Below are 25,673 nucleotides of genomic sequence, written 5' to 3' on the forward strand. Positions count from 1 at the left end.
ACGAGACGCATTGATGTCGGATCATTCCAGCAGGGTTCCAAAGTGGGTGTGGGTCTTTACCCCCACCCTGGCCGTCGCATTCGCCGGGTTTGTGTTGTATCTCAGCACCATTCCGGCCAGCGACGAATCTGGCGCGGTGCGCCAGGATGCCGAAGAGGTATTCCAGGCGCTGCAACAGCAGGCGGTGACACCACCGGTAGAAAAACCGAACTACGAGTTTTATCGCTTGTTGGAACAGCAAGAGGTGAAGGTCGATAAGGTGAAAGAGTACGTCTCAACGCCCAAAGGCACGCCTAAGCGTTACAGTTATCGGCTGCAAGTGGCGTCGTTTCGTGGCAGCGCCGATGCCGATCGCATGCGTGCTGAGTTGTTGTTGGCAGGCATGAATGCCTACGTGGAAAGCAGCACGGTCAATGACTCCACTTGGTATCGGGTCTACGTTGGGCCGTTCACCAATCGCTCGAAGATGAATAAAGCGCAAGACCAGCTGGCGCAGCGCAATATCAGCCCCTTGGTGCTGAAAACCCCGCTGGCGGCGGACGGTTGACTTTACTCCGATAGCCGACACACTTGGGTAACAGGCGAAAGGGAGTGAATGCATGTCTGTTACCTGCTCGACGCAGCGGCTGATGGTCAATACCCCGGAAGGGGATAAGGCCATGGCCTACCACCACTGGCAATCACCGGCGTCGGATGCGTTGTTGATTTGCTGTCATGGCCTGACTCACAACGGCCGCTTCTTTGATGAATTGGCCAGTGAGTTGGCCGATCGGTATCACGTGATTTGCCCGGATGTGCTCGGCCGAGGTGACAGCGCTTGGTTGGAGCAGGGCGAGCATTATGGCTATCCGCTGTATGTCAGTATCGCCACGCAACTGATTCAAACAGTGCAGCAACATTTGCAGATATCTCAGCTGGACTGGCTGGGGACCTCTATGGGCGGCCTGATCGGGCTGTTATTAGAGGCCAGCCAACCCGGTTGTGTGCGTAAGCTGGTGCTCAACGACGTTGGCATTCATATCCCGCTGGCGGCTCTGCAACGCATTGGCGCTTACGTTGGGCAGAAGCGCAGCTTTGCCAGCTTGGATGAAGCCGAAGCAGAGTTTCGTATCATTGCCGCGCCTTTTGGAGCGCTCACCGATGCACAGTGGCGCGCGCTGACACTGAGAATGTTCCGCCAGAATAGTGGCGGTGACTGGCATTACCGCTACGATCCGCAGATCTCCCTCGCTTTTAACGACTTACAGCAGGATGTTGACCTGTCTGTGCCTTGGCAGGCGGTGCAATGCCCGGTGCTGGTATTGCGTGGCTCCAACTCTGATGTGTTAACAGCCGACACTGCCGCGTTGATGGGGCAGCGTGAGGGGGTGGATGTGATCGAAATGACCGGCTGCGGCCATGCGCCGACCTTGATGAGTGCCGACCAGATCCAACTGGTGAAGCAGTACCTGTCGTTTTAGCTGCCGTGGTTACAGGCTGCAACACTCGGTCACACAATCACCACGGCAGTGCGCGTGGCCGCTGCTAGCCTGATAAGTCCAGCAATAAGGGGCTTGTGCATGGATATCGAACCAATGGACACGATTCAGGAACCTGAGCTGACGGAGCAGCGTTTGCGCCACATTCACATCGCCGCGGCGGTGAGCAGTGCGGCCATGTTGGTGTTGTCGTTTATCCTGACGGCAACGTTCTGACGGATCGAATCAGTAAGCCGTTTCTTAACGGCAAAAAAAAGCCCCGCATCAGCGGGGCTTTTTTATTTGCAAAGCGCCTTATTTGGCTTCTTTGCGCGCCTTAGCGTCCGCCATTACCGTGTCGGCAATGTTGGTTGGGCAAGGCATGTAGTGGCTGAACTCCATAGAGAACTGACCACGACCAGAAGTGATGGTACGCAGGTGGCCGATGTAACCGAACATCTCTGACAGAGGAACGTCTGCCTTGATGCGCACGCCAGTCACGCCAGCTTCTTGGTCTTTGATCATGCCGCGACGACGGTTCAAGTCACCGATTACGTCACCGACGTTGTCTTCTGGGGTGAACACGTCAACCTTCATGATCGGCTCCAGCAGCTGCGCGCCGGCCTTAGGCATGGTTTGACGGAATGCACCTTTAGCAGCGATTTCAAACGCTACTGCAGAGGAGTCAACCGCGTGGTAGCCACCGTCATGAACGTCGATTTCAACGTCCAGTACTGGGAAGCCAGCCAGTGGGCCTTCGTCCATCATGGCTTTGAAGCCTTTTTCGATGGCTGGGAAGAATTCCTTAGGTACGTTACCGCCCACTACCGAAGTAGTGAAAACGAAACCTGAGCCTGGCTCACCTGGCTTCATGGTGTAGTCGATCTTACCGTACTGACCAGAGCCACCCGACTGCTTCTTGTGGGTGTAGCTGTCTTCAACCGGCGTAGTGATGGTTTCACGGTACGCTACCTGAGGCTCGCCCACTTCCAGTTCAACGCCATAAGTACGCTTCAGGATGTCGACTTTAATGTCCAGGTGCAGCTCGCCCATACCTTTCAGGATGGTCTCACCAGAATCTTCATCAGTCTCAACGCGGAACGATGGATCTTCGGCTACCAGCTTACCAATAGCGATACCCATCTTATCAACGGCGCCTTTATCTTTTGGCTTAACCGCGATCGAGATTACTGGATCTGGGAACACCATGGCTTCCAGTGTGCATGGCGCCTTTGGATCACACAGAGTGTGACCAGTTTGAACGTTCTTCATACCAACAACAGCGATGATGTCACCGGCTTGAGCGCGGGTCAGCTCAGACTTGTCGTCTGCCTGCATCTCTACCATACGGCCGATACGTTCAGTTTTGCCGGTTGCTGAGTTAAGGATGGTGTCACCCTTGTTCAGTACGCCTGAGTAGATACGGATAAAGGTCAGGGCGCCGAAACGGTCGTCCATGATCTTAAATGCCAAGGCGCGCAGTGGCTCTTCCGCAGAAACAGTGGCGTATTCGCCAGTCTCGTTACCTTCTTCGTCGGTCAAAGGCTGAGGATCGACTTCAGTTGGTGCTGGCAGGTAGTCAACAACCGCGTCCAGAACCAGCTGTACACCTTTGTTCTTAAACGCAGAGCCACAGTAGGTTGGGAAGAACGCCAGCGTGCGAGTGCCTTCACGGATGCAACGCTTGATTTCTTCGATTGATGGCTCGGTACCTTCTTCCAGGTAAGCCATCATCAGATCTTCGTCGACTTCCAGAGCGGTTTCGATCAACTGCTCACGGTACATCTCAACGTCGTCTGCCATGTCAGCAGGTACGTCTTTAACTTCGTAGTTTTCTGGCAGGCCAGTGTCGTCCCACACGTAAGCTTTGCGGCTCAGCAGGTCAACCACACCAACGAACTGATCTTCGGTACCGATTGGCAATACCATTACCAGCGGGTTCGCGCCCAGAACGTTCTTCACCTGATCTACCACGCGGTAGAAGTCGGCGCCCAGACGGTCCAGCTTGTTAACGAAGATAATACGAGATACTTCAGATTCGTTCGCGTAACGCCAGTTGGTTTCGGATTGTGGCTCAACGCCGCCAGATCCGCAGAATACGCCGATGCCGCCGTCCAGAACTTTCAGAGAACGGTATACTTCAACGGTAAAGTCAACGTGTCCAGGGGTGTCAATAACGTTCAGACGGTGGCCTGCCCACTCACAGGTAACAGCCGCTGACTGAATGGTGATACCACGCTCAGCTTCCTGCTCCATGAAGTCGGTGGTGGACTCACCATCGTGCACCTCACCGGTTTTATGGATCTTACCGGTCAGTTTCAGGATACGCTCAGTGGTCGTGGTTTTACCGGCGTCAACGTGGGCGAAGATGCCGATGTTTCTGTACTTAGATAAATCAGTCATAGCGTTACTCAATAAGCTAGGGTCGAAATCGCGCGCCATTCTACAGGGTTTCTCTTCGATTTTGAGCACCTATATAGAAATAAATCGCCTCAAGAGCGGGAAAAAGTCTCAATAGTTAATGGCGGCAGGGCTGATCTGGGTTGCAGCACTCTTGGCTTGTGCCATTTTGGTGCAGTTGATGAAATTAAAGCTTGGCAAGACCGAGTGTATTGGGTAAGGTGCGCCCCATCTCCTCTTGCGTGCTCATTCGCAGGCACGCATGCGCATTAGGGGTTGCACTTTGCTAATCATGCTGTATAGTGCTGCGCCCTAATTGAGTGTGTATAGGCCAGTAGTTCAATTGGTAGAGCGTCGGTCTCCAAAACCGAAAGTTGGGGGTTCGAGTCCCTCCTGGCCTGCCAGATTCTTGGTGGCAGCTTCGGCTGCCATTTTTGGCTTCAGGGAATTTTCATGAGTACCGAAAGCAACACAAGCAAGTCGTCTCCGCTGGATTATATCAAGTGGCTGTTGGCTGTGGTGGTTTTTGCCGCAGCGGTTTGGGGTAATGGCTATTACACCGAAGTGGCTACTTTGTATCGCGTGCTGGCTGTCGTGGCGCTGATGTTGGTCAGTGCGGGCATTGCTTTGACCAGCAGTCAGGGCAAAGATTTTCTGCAGTTATTGAAAGAAGCCAATATTGAGCGCCGCAAAGTAGTGTGGCCGACGCGTCAAGAGACCACTCAGACAACGCTGATCGTTGTTGGTGTCGTGTTTCTGATGGGGTTGGTTTTATGGGGGCTCGACAGTTTGTTGGGCTGGCTTGTTTCGCTGTTGATCGGCTAAGGAATCCAATATGTCTATGCGTTGGTATGTCGTTCATGCGTACTCAGGTTATGAAAAGCGCGTCCAGAATACGCTGAAAGAGCGTATCGAGCTGCACGAGATGCAGGACCAATTCGGTGAGGTGTTGGTGCCTACCGAAGAAGTGGTTGAAGTGCGTGAGGGTAAAAAGCGCAAGAGTGAGCGCAAATTCTACCCCGGCTATGTGCTGGTGCAGATGGAAATGAATGATGACACGTGGCACCTGGTTAAGCAGACGCCGCGTGTGATGGGTTTTATCGGCGGTACTGCCGATAAGCCTGCGCCGATTACCGAGCGTGAAGCGGATGCCATTCTGCAGCGCGTTGAAGATGGTGCGGGTCGTCCGTCGCACAAAACCATCTACGAGCCCGGTGAAGTGGTTCGTGTTATCGATGGTCCGTTTGCTGACTTTAACGGTGTGGTCGAAGGTGTCGACTACGAAAAATCCCGTTTGCAGGTGGCGGTTACTATTTTTGGGCGGTCGACGCCCGTTGAGCTGGAATTTACCCAGGTCGAAAAGTCGGCATAAGTTGAACGGGGAGCCCTCGGGGCGCTATTACCCATTAGGAGTACATCATGGCTAAGAAAGTAGACGGCTATATCAAGCTGCAGGTTGGCGCTGGTAAAGCTAACCCAAGTCCCCCGGTTGGTCCTGCTCTGGGTCAGCACGGTCTGAACATCATGGAATTCTGTAAGGCGTTTAACGCTAAAACTGACAGCCTGGAAGCGGGCGCGCCAGTTCCTGTGATCATCACAGTGTACAGCGATAAAAGCTTTACCTTCGACATCAAAACTCCACCGGCGTCTTTCCTGCTGAAAAAAGCAGCGGGCATCCAAAGTGGTTCTGCGCGTCCTAACACTGAAAAAGTGGGTACCGTTACCCGTGCTCAGTTGGAAGAAATCGCCACCGCTAAGATGAAAGACCTGACTGCCGCCGATATGGATGCAGCAGTACGTACCATCGCCGGTTCTGCCCGTGCAATGGGTCTGAACGTGGAGGGTGTTGAATAATGGCTAAGTTGACTAAGCGCCAGAAGCTGATTGCTGAAAAAGTAGAAGCGGGCAAGGTTTACAGCATCGAAGAAGCTGTTGCTATTTTGGCTGAATTGCCAAAGCCTAAGTTCGTTGAGTCGGTTGATGTTGCCGTTAACCTGGGCATCGACGCACGTAAGTCTGACCAGAACGTTCGTGGCTCTACCGTACTGCCTAACGGCACCGGTAAAACCATGCGTGTTGCTGTGTTCACCCAAGGTGCAAACGCTGAAGCTGCTTTGGCTGCTGGCGCTGACGAAGTGGGCATGGAAGATCTGGCTGAGAAAATCAAAGGCGGTGACCTGAACTTTGACGTGGTGATTGCATCTCCAGATGCGATGCGCGTTGTTGGTCAGCTGGGTCAGGTACTGGGTCCTCGTGGCCTGATGCCAAACCCGAAAGTAGGCACCGTGACTCCTGACGTAGCGACTGCGGTAAATAACGCAAAGGCTGGTCAGGTTCGTTACCGTAACGACAAAAACGGCATCATTCATACCAGCATTGGTAAGGCTGACTTCAGCGTTGAATCTCTGAAGGGCAACCTGACAGCATTGCTGGCTGACCTGAAAAAAGCCAAACCTTCTTCCGCCAAAGGCGTATTTATGAAGAAAGTGACCCTGTCTACGACTATGGGTCCTGGTTTGGTGGTTGATCATACCGCTCTGGATATCTGATCAACAAAACGATCTTTGGGGTTGCCGCCGTTGGCGGCAGCTGTCAAAGACCGCAGGTGCAAAACAAGTATGTAGTCTGTTTTGCTTAATACCCTGCGCAGATAGTGTGTGGCCCCGTTCAGTATTCTGAATAGTCACACCGAGACTGGCTCTTCTGAGCCCAACTAACTTGTTAGGAGTTAATCGTGGCCTTAGGACTCGAAGATAAGAAGGCGATCGTCGCCGAAGTCCAGGATGCAGCGCAAAACGCTCTGTCTGCCGTTGTTGCAGATTCGCGTGGCGTGACTGTGGGTGCCATGACCGCTCTGCGTAAAGAAGCCCGCGAAGCCGGTGTTTGGGTGAAAGTTGTCCGTAACACCCTGGCACGTCGCGCGGTGGAAGGTACCGATTACGAATGTCTGAAAGACAGCATGGTGGGTCCAACTCTGATTGCATTTTCATCAGAGCATCCAGGTGCTGCGGCTCGTATCTTTAAAGCATTTGCTAAAGAGAACGACGCATTCGAAATCAAAGCTGGTGCCTTCGAAGGTGAGGTTGTTGACTTCAACATGCTGGCAACACTGCCAACATACGACGAAGCAATCGCCAAGCTAATGAGCGTCATGAAAGAAGCGTCTGCAGGCAAGCTGGTACGTACCATTGCTGCTATCCGCGAACAGAAAGAAGAGCAAGCGGCTTAATCCCAAGCTGTTTGCACAACGATTTATCGAGCATAGTGCTCCATTAAATTTAGGAATAGTCTCATGTCACTGACTAAAGAAGATATCATCGAAGCAATCGCCGAAATGTCTGTAAAAGACGTTGTTGAGCTGGTTGAAGCGATGGAAGAGAAGTTCGGCGTATCTGCAGCAGCTGCGGTTGTTGCTGGTGGTGCAGCTGGCGGCGACGCTGGCGCAGCTGAAGAGCAAACTGAGTTCGACGTTGTTCTGACCTCTGCAGGCGACAAGAAGGTTAACGTGATCAAGGCAGTTCGTGAACTGACTGGCGCTGGCCTGAAAGACGCGAAAGCAATGGTTGACGGCGCTCCAGCGACTGTTAAAGAAGGCGTATCTAAGGATGACGCCGAAGCTGCTAAGGCGGCTCTGGAAGCAGCTGGCGCTTCTGTCGAAGTCAAGTAATTTGCAATTCGTTGCAAAGCCGTTGCTTGGGCTCTAAAGTCGAAAAACGGCGAACGGCTGGCGGGGTTACCCGTCAGCCTTTTTCACGTTATGGAAATCGTGAGCTTGCTGGCAAGCTGCCGGGTTCTAACGCAAGGTAAGTGTTGGGCCGGTTGGCGCTAATTCAATGGTACAGCCAGTGGCATAGGCTACTGAGCTCTTTGGGGTGGTAGGTTGCACATCGTATGACTCACGACCGATGCTGCTCAAGCAGAATGACAAACCCAGTTGTAACTTGTCGGCCTGTAGCTGCCCGCTTAGCTATTGATGTATGCATCACGCAACGCTGCTCTCCTGGAGTGACTGAGGTCACCCGACCTAAACCAGTCACCATTGAATTAGTACTAACAGACCCAAGCCACATGGGTCTGACGACCTGATCGAGGCAACAGTCCGGGGATAACTGATGGCTTACTCATATACTGAGAAAAAACGTATCCGTAAGGATTTCGGTAAACTACCGAACGTCATGGATGTGCCATACCTGCTGGCCATTCAAATCGACTCCTACCGCAAGTTCCTGCAGGAAGGAGCCAGTGCAGAAGATCGTTCAGAGATCGGTCTGCACGCTGCATTTAAGTCCGTATTCCCGATTGTAAGTTATTCCGGGAACGCCGCATTGGAGTACGTGAGCTACCGCCTCGGCACTCCTACCTTCGACGAGAAGGAATGTATGCTGCGTGGCGTGACCTATGCCGCGCCACTGCGCGTAAAAGTGCGTCTGATCATTTACGATAAAGATTCAGCCACTAAGGCCATCAAAGACATCAAGGAACAAGAAGTCTACATGGGCGAAATGCCGCTCATGACCGACAACGGTACCTTTATCGTCAACGGTACCGAGCGTGTGATTGTATCTCAGTTGCACCGTTCACCGGGTGTGTTCTTCGATCACGATAAGGGTAAGACGCACTCCTCTGGTAAGTTGCTGTATAACGCCCGTGTGATTCCATACCGTGGTTCTTGGTTGGACTTCGAGTTCGATCCAAAGGATCTGGTGTACGTTCGTATCGACCGTCGTCGTAAATTACCGGCGACCATTCTGCTGCGTGCACTGGGCTACCACACCGAAGAAATTCTGGCCGAATTCTTCGAGAATGACAGCTATCGCCTGACCCCGGATGGCGCGCTGTTGAAGCTGATTCCATCGCGTCTGCGCGGTGAAACAGCGGCCTTCGATATCAAAGATAACGATGGTAATGTGCTGGTTGAGTCGGGTCGTCGTATTACCGCTCGCCACATTCGCCAGCTGGAAAAAGCCGGCGTGGAAGAGCTGTCGGTACCAGTGGACTACCTGTTGGGTCGTGCGCTGGCGAAAGACATCATCGACACCAGCACTGGCGAAGTATTGGCGCCTGCCAACACGGAAATCACGCCAGAAGTATTGGTGCGTTTTGGCGAGTCCAAAGTGACTGCGTTCGAGACCATTTACACCAACGAACTGGATTGTGGCCCGTTCCTGTCTGATACCTTGCGTATTGATCCGACCACCAACGCCCTCGAAGCGCTGGTCGAAATCTACCGCATGATGCGTCCAGGCGAGCCGCCAACCAAAGAAAGCGCCGAAGCGCTGTTCGAAAACCTGTTCTTCACTGACGAGCGTTACGACTTGTCAGGCGTTGGTCGGATGAAGTTCAACCGTCGTATTGGCCGTGATGAAATCACTGGTGCCGGTACGTTGGACAAAGAAGACATCGTCTCGGTACTGAAGACGCTGATCGACATCCGCAACGGTAAAGGTGTGGTGGACGACATCGACCACTTGGGTAACCGTCGTATTCGCTCCGTTGGCGAAATGGCTGAAAACCAATTCCGCGTTGGCTTGGTGCGTGTTGAGCGTGCTGTGCGTGAGCGTTTGTCGATGGCCGAATCTGAAGGCCTGATGCCACAAGATTTGATCAACGCTAAGCCAGTGGCTGCAGCGGTGAAAGAGTTCTTTGGTTCTTCGCAGCTGTCTCAGTTCATGGACCAAAACAACCCGTTGTCGGAAGTGACGCACAAGCGTCGTATCTCGGCGTTGGGCCCGGGTGGTCTGACGCGTGAGCGTGCTGGCTTTGAGGTGCGCGACGTACACGCCACTCACTATGGCCGCGTATGTCCGATTGAAACGCCGGAAGGTCCAAACATTGGTCTGATCAACTCGCTGGCGACATACGCCCGTACCAATGATTATGGCTTCCTGGAAACGCCGTTCCGCAAAGTGGACAGCGGTGTGGTGACCGACGAAATCATCTACGTATCAGCCATTGAAGAAGGTAAGCACGTTATCGCCCAGGCCTCTGTGCCGACCGATGACAGTGGCCGCCTGCAAGGTGATCTGATTTCTGTTCGTCACTTGAACGAAACAACCCTGATGCCACCTGAAAGTGTGACGCTGCAAGACGTGTCGCCACGTCAGGTTGTGTCCATCGCGGCGTCACTGATCCCATTCCTCGAGCACGACGATGCGAACCGTGCATTGATGGGATCGAACATGCAACGTCAGGCGGTACCGACGCTGAAATCCGAGAAGCCGCTGGTCGGTACCGGTATTGAGCGTGCGGTAGCACAAGACTCTGGCGTGTGTGTAATGGCTAAGCGTGGCGGTGTCATCGATTCGGTCGATGCCTCGCGTATCGTGGTGAAGGTGAACGACGAAGAAACTCTGGCTGGTGAAGCCGGTGTGGACATCTACAACCTGACCAAATACACCCGTTCTAACCAGAACACCTGCATCAACCAGCGTCCACTGGTGAAAGCCGGTGACATGGTGACGCGCGGCGACGTGATGGCCGATGGCCCGTCCGTCGATTTGGGTGAGCTGGCGCTGGGTCAGAACTTCCGCATCGCCTTTATGCCGTGGAATGGTTACAACTTCGAAGACTCCATCATGCTGTCTGAGCGTGTGGCGCAAGAAGATCGTCTGACCACTATCCACATTCAGGAGCTGACCTGTGTCGCTCGTGATACCAAGCTGGGCAGCGAAGAAGTCACCGCCGATATCCCAAACGTCGGTGAAGCCGCGCTGAATAAGTTGGACGAGTCTGGCGTAGTGCACATTGGTGCCGAAGTACGCCCAGGCGACATTCTGGTTGGTAAGGTAACGCCAAAAGGTGAAACCCAACTGACGCCAGAAGAGAAACTGCTGCGTGCCATCTTTGGTGAAAAAGCCTCCGATGTTAAAGATACGTCACTGCGCGTTAAGACCGGTACCACAGGTACCGTTATCGACGTGCAGATCTTTACCCGTGACGGCGTCGAAAAAGATCAGCGTGCACTGGAAATCGAACAAATGCAGCTCGACGAGATCCGTAAGGACCTCAACGAAGAGATGCGTATTGTTAAAGGCGCAACTTTCGAGCGTTTGCAGCGCCAGTTGGTTGGCCAAACCGTCAATGCAGCACCAGGTCTGAAGAAGGGCGATACCCTGACTGAAGACTACCTGCAGTCACTGGACGGCGAGCAATGGTTCAAGATCGTGCCGCAAGACGAGTCGCTGGCCGAAGTGCTGGAAGCCGCTGCGCAATCTCTGCAAGAGCGTCGTCAGATGCTGGACGAGCGTTTCGAAGATAAAAAGCGTAAGTTGCAAACCGGTGATGACTTGGCACCAGGCGTACTGAAGATCGTTAAGGTGTACCTAGCGATTAAACGTAAGATCCAGCCAGGCGATAAGATGGCGGGTCGTCACGGTAACAAAGGTGTTATCTCGACGATTCAACCAGTCGAAGACATGCCGCATGATGAAAAAGGTGTGCCGGTTGATATCGTACTGAACCCGCTGGGTGTACCGTCGCGGATGAACGTTGGTCAGATCATGGAGATCCACTTGGGTCTGGCAGCGAAAGGTCTGGGTGAAAAGATCGACGAATTGATTCGTCAGCAGCAGGAAATTGCCAAACTGCGTGATTTGCTGCAGCAGATCTACAACGGCGGCGACAGCCTGCGCGTTGAGGACCTGGATAGCTTTAGCGATGCTGAAATCCTTGAGCTGGCGAACAACCTGCGTAACGGTGTACCGATGGCAACACCTGCCTTCGACGGTGCTAAAGAAACTGAAATCAAGCGCATGCTGCGTCTGGCAGACCTGCCAGACTCTGGTCAAATGACGCTGTTTGATGGTCGTACTGGCGATGCCTTCGACCGTCCAGTGACCGTTGGCTACATGTACATGCTGAAGCTGAACCACTTGGTGGATGACAAGATGCACGCCCGTTCAACCGGTTCGTACAGTCTGGTCACGCAGCAGCCGCTGGGCGGTAAAGCTCAGTTCGGTGGTCAGCGCTTCGGTGAGATGGAAGTGTGGGCACTGGAAGCATACGGTGCCGCTTACACCTTGCAGGAAATGTTGACGGTGAAATCCGATGACGTGGCTGGTCGTACCAAGATGTATAAAAACATCGTTGACGGTGACCATCGTATGGAAGCCGGTATGCCTGAATCCTTTAACGTATTGGTTAAAGAGATTCGCTCTCTCGGTATCGACATCGAACTGGAAAACGAATAAGCGGATGAGCAGAGTTCAGGCGGTCATCGCCGCCTGAGCCTGACTCCAAACGGAGCTAACTATGAAAGACTTAGTCAATTTTCTGCGTAACCAGAACAACGCTGACGAGTTTGACGCCATCCGCATCGGCCTCGCCTCGCCAGAAATGATTCGTTCTTGGTCGTTCGGTGAAGTTAAAAAGCCGGAGACGATCAACTACCGTACCTTCAAGCCTGAGCGTGATGGCTTGTTCTGTGCGCGTATCTTTGGCCCGATCAAAGATTACGAGTGCTTGTGTGGCAAATATAAGCGCCTCAAGCACCGTGGTGTGATTTGTGAAAAGTGTGGTGTTGAAGTTACTCAGGCGAAAGTACGTCGTGAGCGCATGGGTCACATTGACCTGGCCTCGCCAGTGGCGCACATCTGGTTCCTGAAATCACTGCCGTCCCGTATCGGTTTGATGCTGGACATGACCCTGCGTGATATCGAACGCATCCTGTACTACGAGTCATTCGTAGTCACAGAGCCTGGTATGACCACGCTGGAAACCGGTCAGTTGCTGACCGATGAGCAGTACTACGAAGCCATCGAAGAGTTTGGTGACGAGTTTGAAGCCAAGATGGGTGCTGAAGCCATCGAAGCACTGCTGGGTCATATTGAGCTGGAAGACGAAGTAAATCGCCTGCGTGAAGAAATTCCGGCGACTAACTCAGAAACCAAAATTAAGAAGCTATCTAAGCGTCTGAAGATTCTTGAGGCTTTCCTGCAGTCTGGCAATGATCCCAAGTGGATGATCATGAAGGTACTGCCGGTTCTGCCGCCAGATCTGCGTCCGCTGGTACCGCTGGACGGTGGTCGTTTTGCGACCTCTGACCTGAACGATCTGTACCGCCGCGTGATCAACCGTAACAACCGTTTGAAGCGCCTGCTGGAGCTGAATGCACCAGACATCATCGTGCGCAACGAAAAGCGTATGTTGCAAGAGTCGGTGGATGCCTTGCTGGATAACGGTCGTCGTGGTCGTGCCATTACTGGTTCGAACAAGCGTCCGCTGAAATCTCTGGCCGACATGATCAAAGGTAAGCAGGGTCGTTTCCGTCAGAACCTGTTGGGTAAGCGTGTTGACTATTCGGGTCGTTCGGTAATTACCGTAGGTCCAAAGCTGCGCCTGCACCAATGTGGTCTGCCGAAGAAAATGGCACTGGAGCTGTTCAAGCCATTCATCTTCTCCAAGCTGGAGCACCGTGGTTTAGCCACCACGATTAAAGCGGCTAAGAAGATGGTTGAGCGCGAAACCGCCGAAGTTTGGGACATCCTGGCGGAAGTGATTCGCGAACACCCAGTGATGCTGAACCGTGCACCTACGCTGCACCGTTTGGGTATCCAAGCGTTTGAACCTCAGCTGATCGAAGGTAAAGCGATCCAACTGCACCCATTGGTGTGTGCGGCGTACAACGCTGACTTCGACGGTGACCAAATGGCGGTACACGTACCGCTGACCATCGAAGCACAGCTCGAAGCGCGTGCTTTGATGATGGCAACCAACAACGTACTGGCACCCGCGAACGGTGAGCCAATCATCGTACCGTCGCAAGACGTGGTACTGGGCCTGTACTGGATGACTCGTGAGCGTGTTAACGCGCGTGGCGAAGGCATGGTGTTGGCTGACTTGGACGAAGTGGATCGCGCTTACCGCTCAGGTGCTGCGCACTTGCAGGCGCGCGTTAAAGTTCGCCTGACTGAGCACGTGACCGACGACGAAGGCAACACCACGGTTAACACCGGGTTGTTCGACACCACCATTGGTCGTGCCATGTTGTTCCGCATCGTGCCAAAAGGTCTGCCATTTGAGCTGGTTAACCAGCCGATGAAGAAGAAGGCGATTTCGCGTCTGATCAACACCGCTTACCGTAAAGTGGGTTTGAAAGACACCGTCATCTTTGCTGACCAAGTGATGTACACCGGCTTTGAATTCGCGACCCGTTCTGGCACCTCGATTGGTGTGAATGACTTCGTGATTCCGGATGCTAAGGCAGAAATCATTGCCAATGCCGACGCCGAAGTTAAAGAGATTGAAGATCAGTTTGCCGCGGGTCTGGTAACCCACGGCGAAAAATACAACAAGGTGATCGACATCTGGTCTCGTGCCAACGAGCTGGTGGCGAAAGCCATGATGGACAACCTCAGCACTGAGCCTGTGGTCGACCGCGATGGCAACGATGTTGAGCAAGAATCGTTCAACTCGGTGTACATGATGGCTGACTCAGGTGCACGGGGTAGCCCAGCACAGATTCGTCAGTTGGCGGGTATGCGTGGTCTGATGGCCAAGCCGGACGGCTCGATCATTGAGACGCCGATTACCGCGAACTTCCGTGAAGGTCTGAACGTACTGCAGTACTTTACCTCGACCCACGGTGCTCGTAAGGGTCTGGCGGATACGGCACTGAAGACAGCGAACTCGGGTTACTTGACTCGTCGTCTGGTCGACGTGGCGCAGGATCTGGTGGTGACCGACCGTGACTGTGGCACTGAGCGTGGCCTGGTGGTAACGCCACTGATCGAAGGCGGTGACGTAGTCGTGGCCTTGGGCGACCGTATTCTGGGTCGTGTGATGGCTACCGACGTGGTTAAGCCAGGCAGTGACGAAGTGGTCGCGCCAGCGGGTACTCTGGTCGACGAGCGCTGGGTGAAAATCATCGAAGCGGCCGGTGTCGACGAAGTACTGGTACGCTCGGCGATTACTTGTGATAGCCGCGTGGGCATTTGTTCGTCCTGTTACGGTCGTGACTTGGGTCGCGGTCACCAGGTGAACGTCGGTGAGGCCGTGGGTGTTATCGCTGCACAGTCGATCGGTGAGCCAGGTACACAGCTGACGATGCGTACCTTCCACATTGGTGGTGCGGCATCGCGTGCATCGGCGGCGGACAGTGTACAGGTGAAAAACGCCGGTACTGTGCGTCTGCACAACTTGAAGACGGTTACTCGTACCAGTGGCGAACTGGTGGCGGTGTCACGTTCGGGCTCGATTGCTGTTGCTGATGAGCACGGTCGTGAGCGTGAGCTGTACAAACTGCCATACGGTGCGGTGATCTCAGTGAAAGATGGTGATGCGGTAGACGCCGGTCAGAAGGTCGCAACCTTCGATCCGCACACGCACCCAATCGTGACTGAAGTAGCCGGTCGTATTGAATTTGTTGGTATGGAAGAAGGCATCACCATCAATCGTCAAACCGACGAATTGACGGGTCTGTCGAACATCGAAGTGATCGATCCAAAAGATCGTCCAGCCGCTGGTAAAGACATTCGCCCAATGGTGAAGCTGGTCGATGCTGCCGGTAACGATGTGATGCTGCCAGGTACCAATGCGCCAGCGCAGTATTTGCTGCCGGCCAACGCCTTGGTGAACCATGAAAATGGCATCGAAGTGGAAGTGGGTGACATCATCGCTCGTATTCCACAAGAAACCTCGGGCAACAAAGACATTACCGGTGGTCTGCCACGCGTGGCTGACTTGTTCGAAGCGCGTAAGCCGAAAGAGCCTGCCATCTTGGCAGAAATCTCAGGTACCGTGAGCTTCGGTAAAGAGACCAAAGGTAAGAAGCGTCTGGTGATTACACCAAAAGACGGTGGCGATCCGTATGAAGAGCTGATCCACAAGTGGCGTCACCTCAACGTATTCGAAGGTGAAAACGTTGAGAAAGGTGAGGTCATCTCTGATGGACCGCTGAACCCGCACGACATTCTGCGTCTGAAAGGCGTGGGTGACTTGGCCATGTACGTGACCAACGAAGTGCAGGAAGTTTACCGTCTGCAAGGTGTGGGCATTGACGATAAGCACATCGAAGTGATCGTGCGTCAGATGCTGCGTAAGGTTCTGATTACCGAAGCCGGTGATTCGACCTTTATTCCAGGTGATCAGGTTGAGTACTCAGCCTTCCTGGCCGAGAACGAGCAGTTGGAAGCAGATGGCAAGGTAACGGCGAAAGGCGAGCGTGTGCTGCTGGGTATCACCAAAGCCTCGTTGGCAACCGAGTCGTTTATTTCTGCGGCATCGTTCCAGGAAACTACGCGCGTTCTGACCGAAGGTGCGGTGACTGGCAAGATGGATACCCTGCGTGGCCTGAAAGAAAACGTAGTGGTAGGTCGTCTGATTCCAGCCGGTACCGGTCTGGCATACCACGAAGAGCGCAAGCGTAAGCGTCAGGATCGTGAGAACGAGCGCCTGAAGACTACTCCTGCGGGTCTGAGTGTGTCGGCGGACGAAATGGAAGCCAAGCTGAGCGAAGCGTTCAGCGATAAATAATCTGTCAGGTTGTTCGCATTGTGAGCAGCCTTGACGCCTGGGGCCGCGGCGGGTATCCTCGCGGCCCCTTTTATTGCATCAGTTTTCTGATGCTTTTTTGAACGATATGGGAGTTTGCCAAATGGCTACAATCAACCAGTTGGTTCGTCAGCCTCGTAAGCGCAAAGTGGCTAAGAGCGACGTACCTGCCCTGCAGGCGTGTCCTCAGCGTCGTGGCGTATGCACCCGTGTGTACACCACTACCCCGAAAAAGCCAAACTCGGCATTGCGTAAAGTATGTCGTGTGCGTTTGACGAACGGTTTCGAAGTGTCTTCCTACATTGGTGGTGAAGGTCACAACCTGCAAGAACACAGTGTGGTTCTGATTCGCGGCGGTCGTGTAAAAGACTTGCCGGGTGTTCGCTATCACACAGTACGCGGTACTTTGGATACCTCAGGTGTTGCTGATCGTAAGCAAGGCCGTTCCAAGTACGGTGCTAAGCGCCCTAAGGGCTAATTGTTTATTCATAGTCGATAAGAGTAAGGCTGGGATGACAATGCCCAGGCTGACCTGAAGACCGAAGAGGGCTTATCAAATGCCAAGAAGAAGAGTTGCCGCGAAACGCGAAATTCTGCCGGATCCTAAATTCGGAAATGTCACGCTGGCCAAGTTTATGAACCACGTGATGATCAGCGGTAAAAAATCTGTCGCTGAAAAAATCGTTTACGGCGCACTGGATGCAGTCGAGAAGAAACAAGGCGGAAACCCGCTGGAAGTATTCGAACAAGCGCTGGAAGCTGTTCAGCCAATGGTTGAAGTTAAAGGCCGCCGTGTTGGTGGTGCGACTTACCAGGTGCCAGTAGAAGTGCGTCCTGCTCGTCGTATGGCTCTGTCCATGCGCTGGTTGGTTGATGCTGCTCGTGGCCGTGGTGAAAAGTCTATGGCTCAGCGTCTGGCTAACGAAATGATGGATGCCGTTGAAGGCAAAGGTGCAGCGGTTAAGAAGCGTGAAGACGTACACCGCATGGCCGAAGCGAACAAAGCGTTCTCGCACTATCGTTTCTAATTACTTCTGAGGATCTACTGAGTGCCACGTACAACGCCTATTGAGCGCTATCGCAATATCGGTATTGTTGCTCACGTTGACGCAGGGAAAACCACCACAACAGAGCGTATTCTGTTTTATACCGGGGTTTCCCACAAAATTGGTGAAGTGCACGACGGTGCTGCGACCATGGACTGGATGGAGCAGGAGCAGGAGCGGGGGATTACCATTACCTCGGCTGCGACTACCTGCTTCTGGCAAGGCATGGCGCAACAGTTTGATCAACACCGCATCAACATTATCGACACGCCCGGGCACGTTGACTTCACCATCGAAGTCGAGCGTTCGTTGCGAGTGTTGGATGGTGCCGTGGTGGTGCTTTGTGGCTCCTCAGGCGTGCAGCCCCAGACCGAAACGGTCTGGCGGCAAGCGAACAAGTATGAAGTGCCGCGTTTGGTGTTCGTCAATAAGATGGACCGGATTGGCGCGGACTTCTTTATGGTGATCGAGCAGTTGAAAGATCGGCTCGGTGCCAACCCAGTGCCGATGCATATCAATATCGGGACTGAGGACGAATTCAAAGGTGTCGTCGACCTGTTCAAGATGAAAGCCATCATGTGGAATGAGGCGGATCAGGGCACCACCTTTAACTACGAAGAGATTCCTGCAGACTTGCAAGAAACCGCTGAGCTATGGCGAGAAAACCTCGTCGAAAGCGCAGCAGAAGCGTCTGATGAGTTGATGGACAAATACCTCGAAGGTGAGGAACTGTCCGAGCAGGAAATCAAGCAAGCACTGCGTCAGCGCACCTTGAACAACGAAATTGTATTGGTCGCCTGCGGCTCAGCCTTTAAGAACAAAGGCGTGCAAGCGGTGCTTGATGCGGTGGTTGAGTTCATGCCATCACCGACCGAGGTGAAGGCCATTGAAGGTGTGTTGGACGACAAAGACGAGAGCGTTGCTCAGCGTCATGCCAATGATGATGAGCCGTTTGCCGCACTGGCGTTCAAAATCGCTACCGACCCATTTGTTGGCACCCTCACATTTGTGCGTGTGTATTCCGGCGTGATGAAGTCGGGCGATGCAGTGATGAACTCGGTAAAAAGCAAGCGTGAGCGCATCGGTCGTATGGTGCAAATGCACGCTAACTCGCGTGAAGAAATCAAAGAAGTGCGCGCCGGTGATATTGCCGCTCTGATTGGTCTGAAAGATGTGACCACGGGCGACACTTTGTGTGATCAGAACAATGTGATCACGCTGGAACGTATGGAATTTCCTGAACCGGTTATTTCGGTCGCGGTCGAGCCAAAGTCAACGGCCGACCAGGAAAAGATGGCGGTCGCTCTGGGCAAGCTTGCTCAAGAAGACCCGTCTTTCCGCGTCGAAACCGATCAGGAGACCGGCCAGACCATTATTTCTGGCATGGGTGAATTACACCTCGACATCATTGTGGATCGCATGATGCGCGAGTTTAAAGTCGACTGTAACGTTGGTAAGCCACAAGTGGCGTACCGCGAACGTATTACGTCGACGGTAGAAATCGATAACAAGTTTGCCAAGCAGTCTGGTGGTCGTGGCCAGTACGGTCATGTGGTGGTTCGCTTTGAGCCAGCAGAAGACGATGAAGAAGGTTTGGTGTTTGTTAACGAGATCGTCGGTGGGGCGATTCCGCGTGAATACATCCCCGCCGTTGAAAAAGGCATTGAGGAGCAGATGAAGAACGGCGTCGTGGCCGGCTATCCTCTGCTGGGCCTCAAGGCGACTCTGTTTGATGGCTCTTTCCATGACGTTGACTCGAATGAGATGGCGTTTAAAATTGCTGCCTCGCAGGCAACCAAGCGACTGTCGACAGAGGGCAATGCCGTACTGCTGGAGCCAATGATGAAAGTTGAGGTGGTAACGCCTGAAGACTACATGGGTGATGTAGTGGGTGACCTTAATCGTCGTCGTGGTTTGATTGCAGGAATGGATGACTCACCGTCTGGCAAGGTGGTGAGGGCGTCGGTGCCTTTGGCTGAGATGTTCGGTTACGCAACCGATTTGCGTTCAGCGTCACAGGGCCGTGCGACCTATTCCATGGAATTTGAAAAGTATGCGGAAGCACCTTCAAGCGTTGCCGAAGCAGTAATTAATAGATCTTAATTTCTTAAAACTATCTACGAGGTGTTTTATGGCTAAGGAAACGTTTGAGCGTTCCAAACCCCACGTAAACGTTGGTACCATCGGTCACGTTGACCATGGTAAAACTACTCTGACTGCTGCACTGACTCGCGTATGTGCAGAAGTTTGGGGTGGCGAACTAGTTGCTTTTGAAGGTATCGACAACGCTCCAGAAGAGCGTGAGCGTGGTATCACCATCTCAACTTCTCACGTTGAGTACGAATCTCCAGATCGTCATTACGCGCACGTTGACTGCCCAGGGCACGCCGACTACGTGAAAAACATGATCACCGGTGCTGCTCAGATGGACGGCGCTATCCTGGTATGTGGTTCTACTGACGGCCCAATGCCTCAGACTCGTGAGCACATCCTGCTGTCTCGTCAGGTTGGTGTACCATACATCGTTGTGTTCCTGAACAAAGCAGACTTGCTGGCTGAAGACTGTGGCGGTGCAGACTCTGAAGAATACGCAGAGATGCTGGAACTGGTTGAAATGGAACTGCGTGACCTGCTGTCTGAATACGACTTCCCAGGTGACGACACGCCAATCATCCCAGGTTCTGCTCTGATGGCTCTGAACGGCCAAGACGACAACGAAATGGGTACTACCGCTGTTAAGAAGCTGGTAGAAACTCTGGATTCTTACATCCCAGAGCCAGAGCGTGCGATCGACGGCGACTTCATTATGCCAATCGAAGACGTATTCTCTATCCAGGGTCGTGGTACTGTTGTTACCGGTCGTGTTGAGCGCGGTATCGTTAAGACTGGCGAAGAAATCGAAATCATCGGCATCAAAGAAACCACCAAGACGACTTGTACTGGTGTTGAGATGTTCCGCAAGATTCTGGACGAAGGCCGTGCCGGTGAGAACGTTGGTGTTCTGCTGCGTGGTACTAAGCGTGACGAAGTTGAGCGTGGTCAGGTTCTGGCGAAGCCAGGTTCGATCACTCCTCACACCAAGTTCGAATCTGAAGTATACGTACTGGGCAAAGACGAAGGTGGCCGTCACACGCCATTCTTCAAAGGCTACCGTCCACAGTTCTACTTCCGTACTACTGACGTAACTGGTGCTGTTGAGCTGCCAGAAGGCGTTGAAATGGTAATGCCAGGTGACAACGTAGCTCTGAAAGTTGAGCTGATTGCACCAATCGCGATGGACGAAGGTCTGCGTTTCGCGATCCGTGAAGGTGGCCGTACCGTTGGTGCTGGTGTTGTTGCTAAGATCATCGAGTGATCTTTAACAGCGTAAGCACAGGAAAGAGATAGCTCTTTCTGACAGGAAAGCCTCGCCAGAAATGGTGGGGCTTTTTTGTTGCCTCCAGACTAAGGTTGACACTTTTTGTACAGCCGCATACAATTCGCGTCCCTTTTACTAGGGGTAACGCGAGCTCTAACTTTTACTTTTGGGGTTTGGTAATGCAAAACCAACGAATCCGTATCCGTTTGAAGGCATTCGACCATCGCCTGATCGATTCTTCGACTCAGGAAATTGTCGACACTGCCAAGCGTACGGGCGCTCAGGTGCGTGGTCCTATTCCACTGCCTACTCGTAAAGAGCGTTATACCGTTCTGATCTCTCCGCACGTCAACAAAGACGCGCGCGATCAGTACGAAATCCGTACACACAAGCGCATGCTCGACATTGTTGAGCCAACTGAAAAAACGGTTGATGCGCTGATGAAGCTGGATCTGGCTGCCGGTGTGGAAGTTCAGATCAGTCTGGGTTAATCCGTAAGGAATTACCCCTACACAGTGCTCTGTGTAACGCCCGTTAAACTGGGCGGCCATAGTGGGTTAAAGCCCCGTACACGAGAGGAAATACAAAATGGCAATTGGTATTGTCGGTAAAAAAGCGGGCATGACTCGCGTATTTACCGAAGATGGTCAATCTGTCGCAGTGACTGTATTGGAAGTGGCACCTAACCGTGTTACTCAAGTTAAGACCGCCGACACTGACGGTTACAGCGCTCTGCAGATTACTTATGGTGAGAAGAAAGCTTCTCGCGTCTCTAAGCCCGAAGCGGGTCACTTTGCGAAAGCCAATGTTGAGGCTGGTCGCGGTTTGATCGAGTTTCGTACTGAAGAACCCCTGAGTGTGGGTGACGAATTGACTGTGGCTCAGTTTGAAACTGGTCAGTCAGTTGACGTTACCGGTACCACCAAGGGTAAAGGTTTCCAAGGCGGCGTTAAGCGTTGGAACTTCAGCACACAAGATGCTACCCACGGCAACTCTTTGTCGCACCGTGCGCCTGGCTCTATCGGCCAGTGTCAGACCCCAGGTCGCGTATGGAAAGGCAAAAAGATGGCTGGTCACATGGGCGCTGAGCAGCAGACTACCCAAAGTCTGGAAGTTGTTCGCGTTGATGCAGAAAACAATCTGCTGCTGATTAAAGGTGCTGTTCCAGGTTCGACTGGTTCCGACGTCATTGTTAAACCAGCTGTAAAGGCTAAGGGGTAAGCAATGGAACTGAAAACTAACACTGGTGCAGCCGTGGCTGTTTCCGATGCCGCTTTCGGTCGTGAATTTAATGAAGCTCTGGTTCACCAGATTGTAACTGCTTACTTGGCAGGTGCGCGTCAGGGTACTAAAGCACAGAAGACTCGTTCTGAAGTCAGCGGTGGTGGTATCAAGCCATGGCGTCAGAAGGGTACTGGTCGTGCTCGTTCTGGTACTTCTAGCTCGCCAATCTGGCGCAGCGGTGGTGTCACTTTTGCAGCTAAGCCTCGCAACTTTGACCAGAAAGTAAACAAGAAGATGTATCGCGCTGCTATGCAGTCGATTCTGTCTGAGCTCGTTCGCCAAGAGCGTCTGGTGGTGGCGGATTCTTTCGCAGTAGAAAGCCATAAGACGAAAGAATTTGTCGCTAAGTTGAAAGAACTGAAGCTGGACAACGTCCTGATCGTTGCCGGTGAGATCGACGAAAAACTGTATCTGGCCGCGCGTAACGTCCCACATGTTGGCGTTACTGAAGCTTCTGCCATTGATCCGGTTAGCCTGATCGCCTTTGAAAAAGTTCTGGTTACTGTAGACGCTCTGAAGAAACTTGAGGAGGCCTACGCATGAACCGTGAACGTATCTATCAGGTATTAGTTGCTCCTCATATTTCTGAGAAGGCCACCGTGGTTGCTGAGAAAAACTCTCAGTACGTTTTCCGCGTAGCCCCAGATGCGACTAAGCCAGAAATCAAAAAGGCTGTTGAAGCTCTGTTCGAAGTCAAAGTTGACTCCGTACGGACCGTCAACATTAAAGGTAAAACCAAGCGTACTGCTCGCGGTATGGGCAAGCGTAACGACACGCGTAAAGCGTACGTTCGCCTCGCAGCGGGTCAAGATATCGACTTCGCAGACGCGGAATAAGGGAGCTTAAGTCATGGCATTGGTGAAAACTAAACCGACTTCTGCTGGCCGTCGCCATCTGGTTAAAGTCGTTAACAGCGAGCTGCACAAAGGCAAGCCGTACGCCGGTCTGGTAGAAAAGAAGTCTAAGACGGGTGGCCGTAACAACAACGGTCGTATTACTACTCGTCACATCGGTGGTGGTCACAAGCATCATTACCGTATGGTCGATTTCAAGCGCAATAAAGACGGCATCACTGCTGTTGTTGAGCGTCTGGAATACGATCCGAACCGCAGTGCGAACATTGCTCTGTTGAAGTACCTGGACGGTGAGCGTCGCTACATTCTCGCTCCTAAAGGTCTGAAAGCAGGTGACCAGGTTCTGTCTGGTGAAGAGGCCCCAATCAAGGTGGGCAGTGCAATGCCTCTGCGTAACATCCCAGTGGGTAGCGTTGTGCACAACGTTGAGCTGAAGCCAGGTAAGGGCGGCCAGATCGCTCGTTCAGCCGGTACTTCTGTTCAGTTGGTTGCACGCGAAGGCACTTACTGCACACTGCGTCTGCGCTCTGGCGAGATGCGTAAAGTGCTGAGCGAATGCCGCGCAACTCTGGGTGAAGTGGGTAACTCTGAGCACTCGCTGCGCGAGCTGGGTAAAGCTGGTGCATCACGCTGGCGCGGTATTCGTCCGACCGTACGTGGTGTAGTTATGAACCCTGTTGACCACCCACACGGTGGTGGTGAGGGTCGTACTTCCGGTGGTCGTCATCCGGTTACGCCTTGGGGTGTGCCGACTAAGGGTTACAAGACTCGTAAGAATAAGCGTACCGATAAGCTGATCGTACGCCGTCGTTCTGCGAAGTAATTAGAGAGGATTGAACTGTGCCACGTTCATTGAAAAAAGGTCCATTCATAGACCATCACTTGATGAAGAAGGTAGAGGCCGCTCTTGAGAAGAACGACAAGCGTCCGATCAAGACTTGGTCTCGCCGCTCCACAATCTTTCCAGATTTTGTGGGGCTGACGATTGCTGTACACAACGGTCGTCAACATGTGCCTGTTTTCGTAACTGAAGACATGGTTGGTCATAAACTCGGCGAATTCGCATTGACTCGTACTTATAAGGGTCATGTTGCGGATAAGAAAGCCAAACGCTAATAAGGGGTGAAGTATGTCTGAAGTAGCCGCCGTATTACGTGGTGCTCGCTTGTCTGCACAGAAAGCTCGCCTGGTTGCAGATCAAATCCGCGGCAAAAATGTTGCGGAAGCACTCGATATTCTGACGTTCAGCGGCAAGAAAGGCGCTGACATCATCAAGAAAGTGCTGGAATCTGCCATCGCCAACGCTGAGCACAATAACGGTGCTGATGTCGACGAACTGAATGTTTCTACTGTGTTCGTTGATGAAGGTATGACTATGAAGCGCATTCGCCCTCGTGCGAAAGGCCGCGCTGATCGTATCTTCAAGCGTACTTGTCACATCACTGTGAAAGTTTCAGAAAAATAGGAGTTGGTCAGATGGGTCAAAAAGTTCATCCAACCGGTATCCGTTTAGGTATCACCAAAGACCATAACTCGGTCTGGTATGCCGGTAAGGATAAGTACGCCGACAACCTGCTGACTGACATCGAGGTGCGTTCTTTAATCGAGAAACGCCTGGAAAAAGCGTCTGTTAGCAAGGTCGTTATTGAGCGTCCAGCACAAAACGCCAAAGTGACTATTCACACTGCCCGTCCAGGCATCGTGATTGGTAAAAAAGGCGAAGATGTTGAGAAGCTGCGTAAAGACGTCAGCGACATGATGGGTATTCCGGTACACATCAACATTGAAGAAGTTCGTAAGCCGGATTTAGATGCCAAATTGGTTGCACAAAGCGTTGCTAGCCAATTGGAGCGCCGTGTGATGTTCCGTCGCGCTATGAAGCGTGCCGTTCAGAACGCTATGCGTGGCGGTGCCGAAGGTATCAAAATTCAAGTAAGTGGCCGTCTGGGTGGTGCTGAAATTGCTCGTTCTGAGTGGTATCGCGAAGGTCGTGTTCCGCTGCACACATTGCGTGCAGACATCGACTACGCAACCTACGAAGCACACACTACCTATGGTGTTATTGGTGTGAAGGTCTGGATCTTCAAGGGCGAAATCCTGGGTGGTATTCAGGAAGTTCGTGACCGCGCCAAGAGCCAGGGCAAGAAAAAATCCGGTCGTTCGTAAGGGGAATTTGTAATGTTGTTACCAAAGCGTACGAAATTCCGTAAGGTACAGACCGGTCGTAACCGTGGTCTGGCGATCCGTGGCTCTAAAGTGAGCTTCGGTGAATACGGCCTGAAGGCAACCGGCCGTGGTCGTATGACTTCTCGTCAGATTGAGGCTGCTCGTCGTGCCATGACCCGTAAAATTAAGCGGGGCGGTAAAATTTGGATCCGTGTTTTCCCGGACAAGCCTATTACTGAAAAACCTCTTGAGGTTCGTATGGGTAAAGGTAAGGGTAACGTGGAATACTGGGTAGCTCAGATTCAGCCAGGCCGTGTGCTGTATGAGATGGAAGGTGTGTCAGAAGAACTGGCGCGTGAAGCCTTCGCTCTGGCTGCTGCGAAACTGCCTTTCAAAACTGAGTTTGTTAAACGGACGGTGCTGTGATGAAAGCAAGTGAGCTGAAAGAAAAATCAGTAGCTGAGCTGCAATCTCAGCTGGAAGAACTGCGCGGCGAACAGTTCAAACTGCGTATGCAGAAAGCGACTGGTCAACTGGGTCAGACTCATCTGATCACAGAAGCTCGTCGTGACATCGCTCGCGTTAAGACCGTCCTGGCACAAAAGGCAGGTGAATGAGC

General features: G+C 52.8%; 26 protein-coding genes and 1 tRNA gene. 26 read left to right on the forward strand and 1 reads right to left on the reverse strand.

The window, feature by feature from the left end; translation table 11 throughout:
• Nucleotides 1-13: 13 nt before the first annotated feature.
• The 3 genes from CHH28_RS05930 to CHH28_RS20345 all read left to right on the forward strand — a co-directional run bounded on the left by CHH28_RS05930 (nucleotide 14) and on the right by CHH28_RS20345 (nucleotide 1,694).
• Nucleotides 14-547, forward strand: coding sequence for an SPOR domain-containing protein (locus tag CHH28_RS05930; protein ID WP_094059446.1), 534 nt, complete (start codon nucleotides 14-16; stop codon nucleotides 545-547).
• Nucleotides 548-599: 52 nt separating this feature from the next.
• Nucleotides 600-1,460: an alpha/beta fold hydrolase gene (locus CHH28_RS05935; protein ID WP_199244014.1), complete on the forward strand. Its 861-nt coding sequence runs from the start codon at nucleotides 600-602 to the stop codon at nucleotides 1,458-1,460.
• Between the two features lie 99 nt (nucleotides 1,461-1,559).
• Nucleotides 1,560-1,694, forward strand: coding sequence for a hypothetical protein (locus CHH28_RS20345; RefSeq protein ID WP_269843680.1), 135 nt, complete (start codon nucleotides 1,560-1,562; stop codon nucleotides 1,692-1,694).
• Between the two features lie 78 nt (nucleotides 1,695-1,772).
• Here the strand turns inward: CHH28_RS20345 and fusA (CHH28_RS05940) are convergent, their stop codons facing one another.
• A complete protein-coding gene (gene fusA / locus CHH28_RS05940; protein ID WP_094059448.1) occupies nucleotides 1,773-3,860 on the reverse strand; it encodes an elongation factor G in 2,088 nt (695 codons plus the stop codon).
• Between the two features lie 325 nt (nucleotides 3,861-4,185).
• Between fusA (CHH28_RS05940) and CHH28_RS05945 the strand changes: the two genes are divergently transcribed.
• The 23 genes from CHH28_RS05945 (at nucleotide 4,186) to rpmC (ending at nucleotide 25,671) form a co-directional block, all read left to right on the forward strand.
• Nucleotides 4,186-4,261 (forward strand) — tRNA-Trp (locus tag CHH28_RS05945).
• A 49-nt stretch (nucleotides 4,262-4,310) separates the two neighbouring features.
• Nucleotides 4,311-4,682 (forward strand): preprotein translocase subunit SecE, encoded by a 372-nt coding sequence (secE, locus tag CHH28_RS05950; RefSeq protein WP_094059449.1) that lies wholly within the window; start codon nucleotides 4,311-4,313, stop codon nucleotides 4,680-4,682.
• Between the two features lie 10 nt (nucleotides 4,683-4,692).
• Complete coding sequence (nusG, locus tag CHH28_RS05955; protein WP_094059450.1) at nucleotides 4,693-5,229, forward strand: transcription termination/antitermination protein NusG; 537 nt, start codon at nucleotides 4,693-4,695, stop codon at nucleotides 5,227-5,229.
• Between the two features lie 47 nt (nucleotides 5,230-5,276).
• Nucleotides 5,277-5,711, forward strand: a complete 435-nt coding sequence (rplK, locus tag CHH28_RS05960) for a 50S ribosomal protein L11 (RefSeq protein WP_094059451.1) — start codon at nucleotides 5,277-5,279, stop codon at nucleotides 5,709-5,711.
• Nucleotides 5,711-6,406 carry a 50S ribosomal protein L1 gene (rplA, locus tag CHH28_RS05965; RefSeq protein WP_094059452.1) on the forward strand — a complete coding sequence of 232 codons (696 nt, stop codon included), beginning with the start codon at nucleotides 5,711-5,713 and terminating at the stop codon, nucleotides 6,404-6,406. The genes rplK and rplA overlap by 1 nt, the downstream gene beginning before the upstream one ends.
• A gap of 185 nt (nucleotides 6,407-6,591) precedes the next feature.
• Nucleotides 6,592-7,086, forward strand: a complete 495-nt coding sequence (gene rplJ / locus CHH28_RS05970) for a 50S ribosomal protein L10 (protein ID WP_094059453.1) — start codon at nucleotides 6,592-6,594, stop codon at nucleotides 7,084-7,086.
• A 63-nt stretch (nucleotides 7,087-7,149) separates the two neighbouring features.
• The gene (gene rplL / locus CHH28_RS05975) at nucleotides 7,150-7,524 is read left to right on the forward strand and encodes a 50S ribosomal protein L7/L12 (RefSeq protein WP_094059454.1); all 375 of its coding nucleotides are present in this window, start codon (nucleotides 7,150-7,152) and stop codon (nucleotides 7,522-7,524) included.
• 445 nt (nucleotides 7,525-7,969) lie between these two features.
• Nucleotides 7,970-12,046, forward strand: coding sequence for a DNA-directed RNA polymerase subunit beta (gene rpoB, locus CHH28_RS05980; protein ID WP_094059455.1), 4,077 nt, complete (start codon nucleotides 7,970-7,972; stop codon nucleotides 12,044-12,046).
• 61 nt (nucleotides 12,047-12,107) lie between these two features.
• Nucleotides 12,108-16,328: a DNA-directed RNA polymerase subunit beta' gene (gene rpoC, locus CHH28_RS05985; protein WP_094059456.1), complete on the forward strand. Its 4,221-nt coding sequence runs from the start codon at nucleotides 12,108-12,110 to the stop codon at nucleotides 16,326-16,328.
• Nucleotides 16,329-16,449: 121 nt separating this feature from the next.
• Nucleotides 16,450-16,824: a 30S ribosomal protein S12 gene (rpsL, locus tag CHH28_RS05990; RefSeq protein ID WP_094059457.1), complete on the forward strand. Its 375-nt coding sequence runs from the start codon at nucleotides 16,450-16,452 to the stop codon at nucleotides 16,822-16,824.
• 79 nt (nucleotides 16,825-16,903) lie between these two features.
• Complete coding sequence (rpsG, locus tag CHH28_RS05995; protein ID WP_094059458.1) at nucleotides 16,904-17,374, forward strand: 30S ribosomal protein S7; 471 nt, start codon at nucleotides 16,904-16,906, stop codon at nucleotides 17,372-17,374.
• Between the two features lie 21 nt (nucleotides 17,375-17,395).
• Nucleotides 17,396-19,495 carry an elongation factor G gene (fusA, locus tag CHH28_RS06000; RefSeq protein ID WP_094059459.1) on the forward strand — a complete coding sequence of 700 codons (2,100 nt, stop codon included), beginning with the start codon at nucleotides 17,396-17,398 and terminating at the stop codon, nucleotides 19,493-19,495.
• A gap of 28 nt (nucleotides 19,496-19,523) precedes the next feature.
• A complete protein-coding gene (gene tuf / locus CHH28_RS06005; protein ID WP_094059460.1) occupies nucleotides 19,524-20,747 on the forward strand; it encodes an elongation factor Tu in 1,224 nt (407 codons plus the stop codon).
• Nucleotides 20,748-20,929: 182 nt separating this feature from the next.
• A complete protein-coding gene (rpsJ, locus tag CHH28_RS06010; RefSeq protein ID WP_094059461.1) occupies nucleotides 20,930-21,241 on the forward strand; it encodes a 30S ribosomal protein S10 in 312 nt (103 codons plus the stop codon).
• Between the two features lie 97 nt (nucleotides 21,242-21,338).
• The gene (gene rplC / locus CHH28_RS06015) at nucleotides 21,339-21,971 is read left to right on the forward strand and encodes a 50S ribosomal protein L3 (protein ID WP_094059462.1); all 633 of its coding nucleotides are present in this window, start codon (nucleotides 21,339-21,341) and stop codon (nucleotides 21,969-21,971) included.
• 3 nt (nucleotides 21,972-21,974) lie between these two features.
• Nucleotides 21,975-22,577, forward strand: a complete 603-nt coding sequence (rplD, locus tag CHH28_RS06020; RefSeq protein ID WP_094059463.1) for a 50S ribosomal protein L4 — start codon at nucleotides 21,975-21,977, stop codon at nucleotides 22,575-22,577.
• A complete protein-coding gene (gene rplW / locus CHH28_RS06025; RefSeq protein WP_094059464.1) occupies nucleotides 22,574-22,870 on the forward strand; it encodes a 50S ribosomal protein L23 in 297 nt (98 codons plus the stop codon). The genes rplD and rplW overlap by 4 nt, the downstream gene beginning before the upstream one ends.
• Before the next feature lie 13 nt (nucleotides 22,871-22,883).
• Nucleotides 22,884-23,711: a 50S ribosomal protein L2 gene (rplB, locus tag CHH28_RS06030; RefSeq protein ID WP_094059465.1), complete on the forward strand. Its 828-nt coding sequence runs from the start codon at nucleotides 22,884-22,886 to the stop codon at nucleotides 23,709-23,711.
• Nucleotides 23,712-23,728: 17 nt separating this feature from the next.
• Nucleotides 23,729-24,004 carry a 30S ribosomal protein S19 gene (gene rpsS / locus CHH28_RS06035; RefSeq protein ID WP_068653739.1) on the forward strand — a complete coding sequence of 92 codons (276 nt, stop codon included), beginning with the start codon at nucleotides 23,729-23,731 and terminating at the stop codon, nucleotides 24,002-24,004.
• Between the two features lie 13 nt (nucleotides 24,005-24,017).
• Nucleotides 24,018-24,353 carry a 50S ribosomal protein L22 gene (gene rplV, locus CHH28_RS06040; protein ID WP_094059466.1) on the forward strand — a complete coding sequence of 112 codons (336 nt, stop codon included), beginning with the start codon at nucleotides 24,018-24,020 and terminating at the stop codon, nucleotides 24,351-24,353.
• An 11-nt stretch (nucleotides 24,354-24,364) separates the two neighbouring features.
• Complete coding sequence (rpsC, locus tag CHH28_RS06045; protein ID WP_094059467.1) at nucleotides 24,365-25,054, forward strand: 30S ribosomal protein S3; 690 nt, start codon at nucleotides 24,365-24,367, stop codon at nucleotides 25,052-25,054.
• Between the two features lie 12 nt (nucleotides 25,055-25,066).
• Nucleotides 25,067-25,480 (forward strand): 50S ribosomal protein L16, encoded by a 414-nt coding sequence (gene rplP, locus CHH28_RS06050; protein ID WP_094059468.1) that lies wholly within the window; start codon nucleotides 25,067-25,069, stop codon nucleotides 25,478-25,480.
• The gene (rpmC, locus tag CHH28_RS06055; RefSeq protein ID WP_094059469.1) at nucleotides 25,480-25,671 is read left to right on the forward strand and encodes a 50S ribosomal protein L29; all 192 of its coding nucleotides are present in this window, start codon (nucleotides 25,480-25,482) and stop codon (nucleotides 25,669-25,671) included. Before rplP ends, rpmC begins: the two co-directional genes overlap by 1 nt.
• Nucleotides 25,672-25,673: the final 2 nt, after the last annotated feature.

It is taken from the genome of Bacterioplanes sanyensis (assembly GCF_002237535.1).
In the GTDB taxonomy this organism is placed as follows: domain Bacteria; phylum Pseudomonadota; class Gammaproteobacteria; order Pseudomonadales; family Oceanobacteraceae; genus Bacterioplanes; species Bacterioplanes sanyensis_A.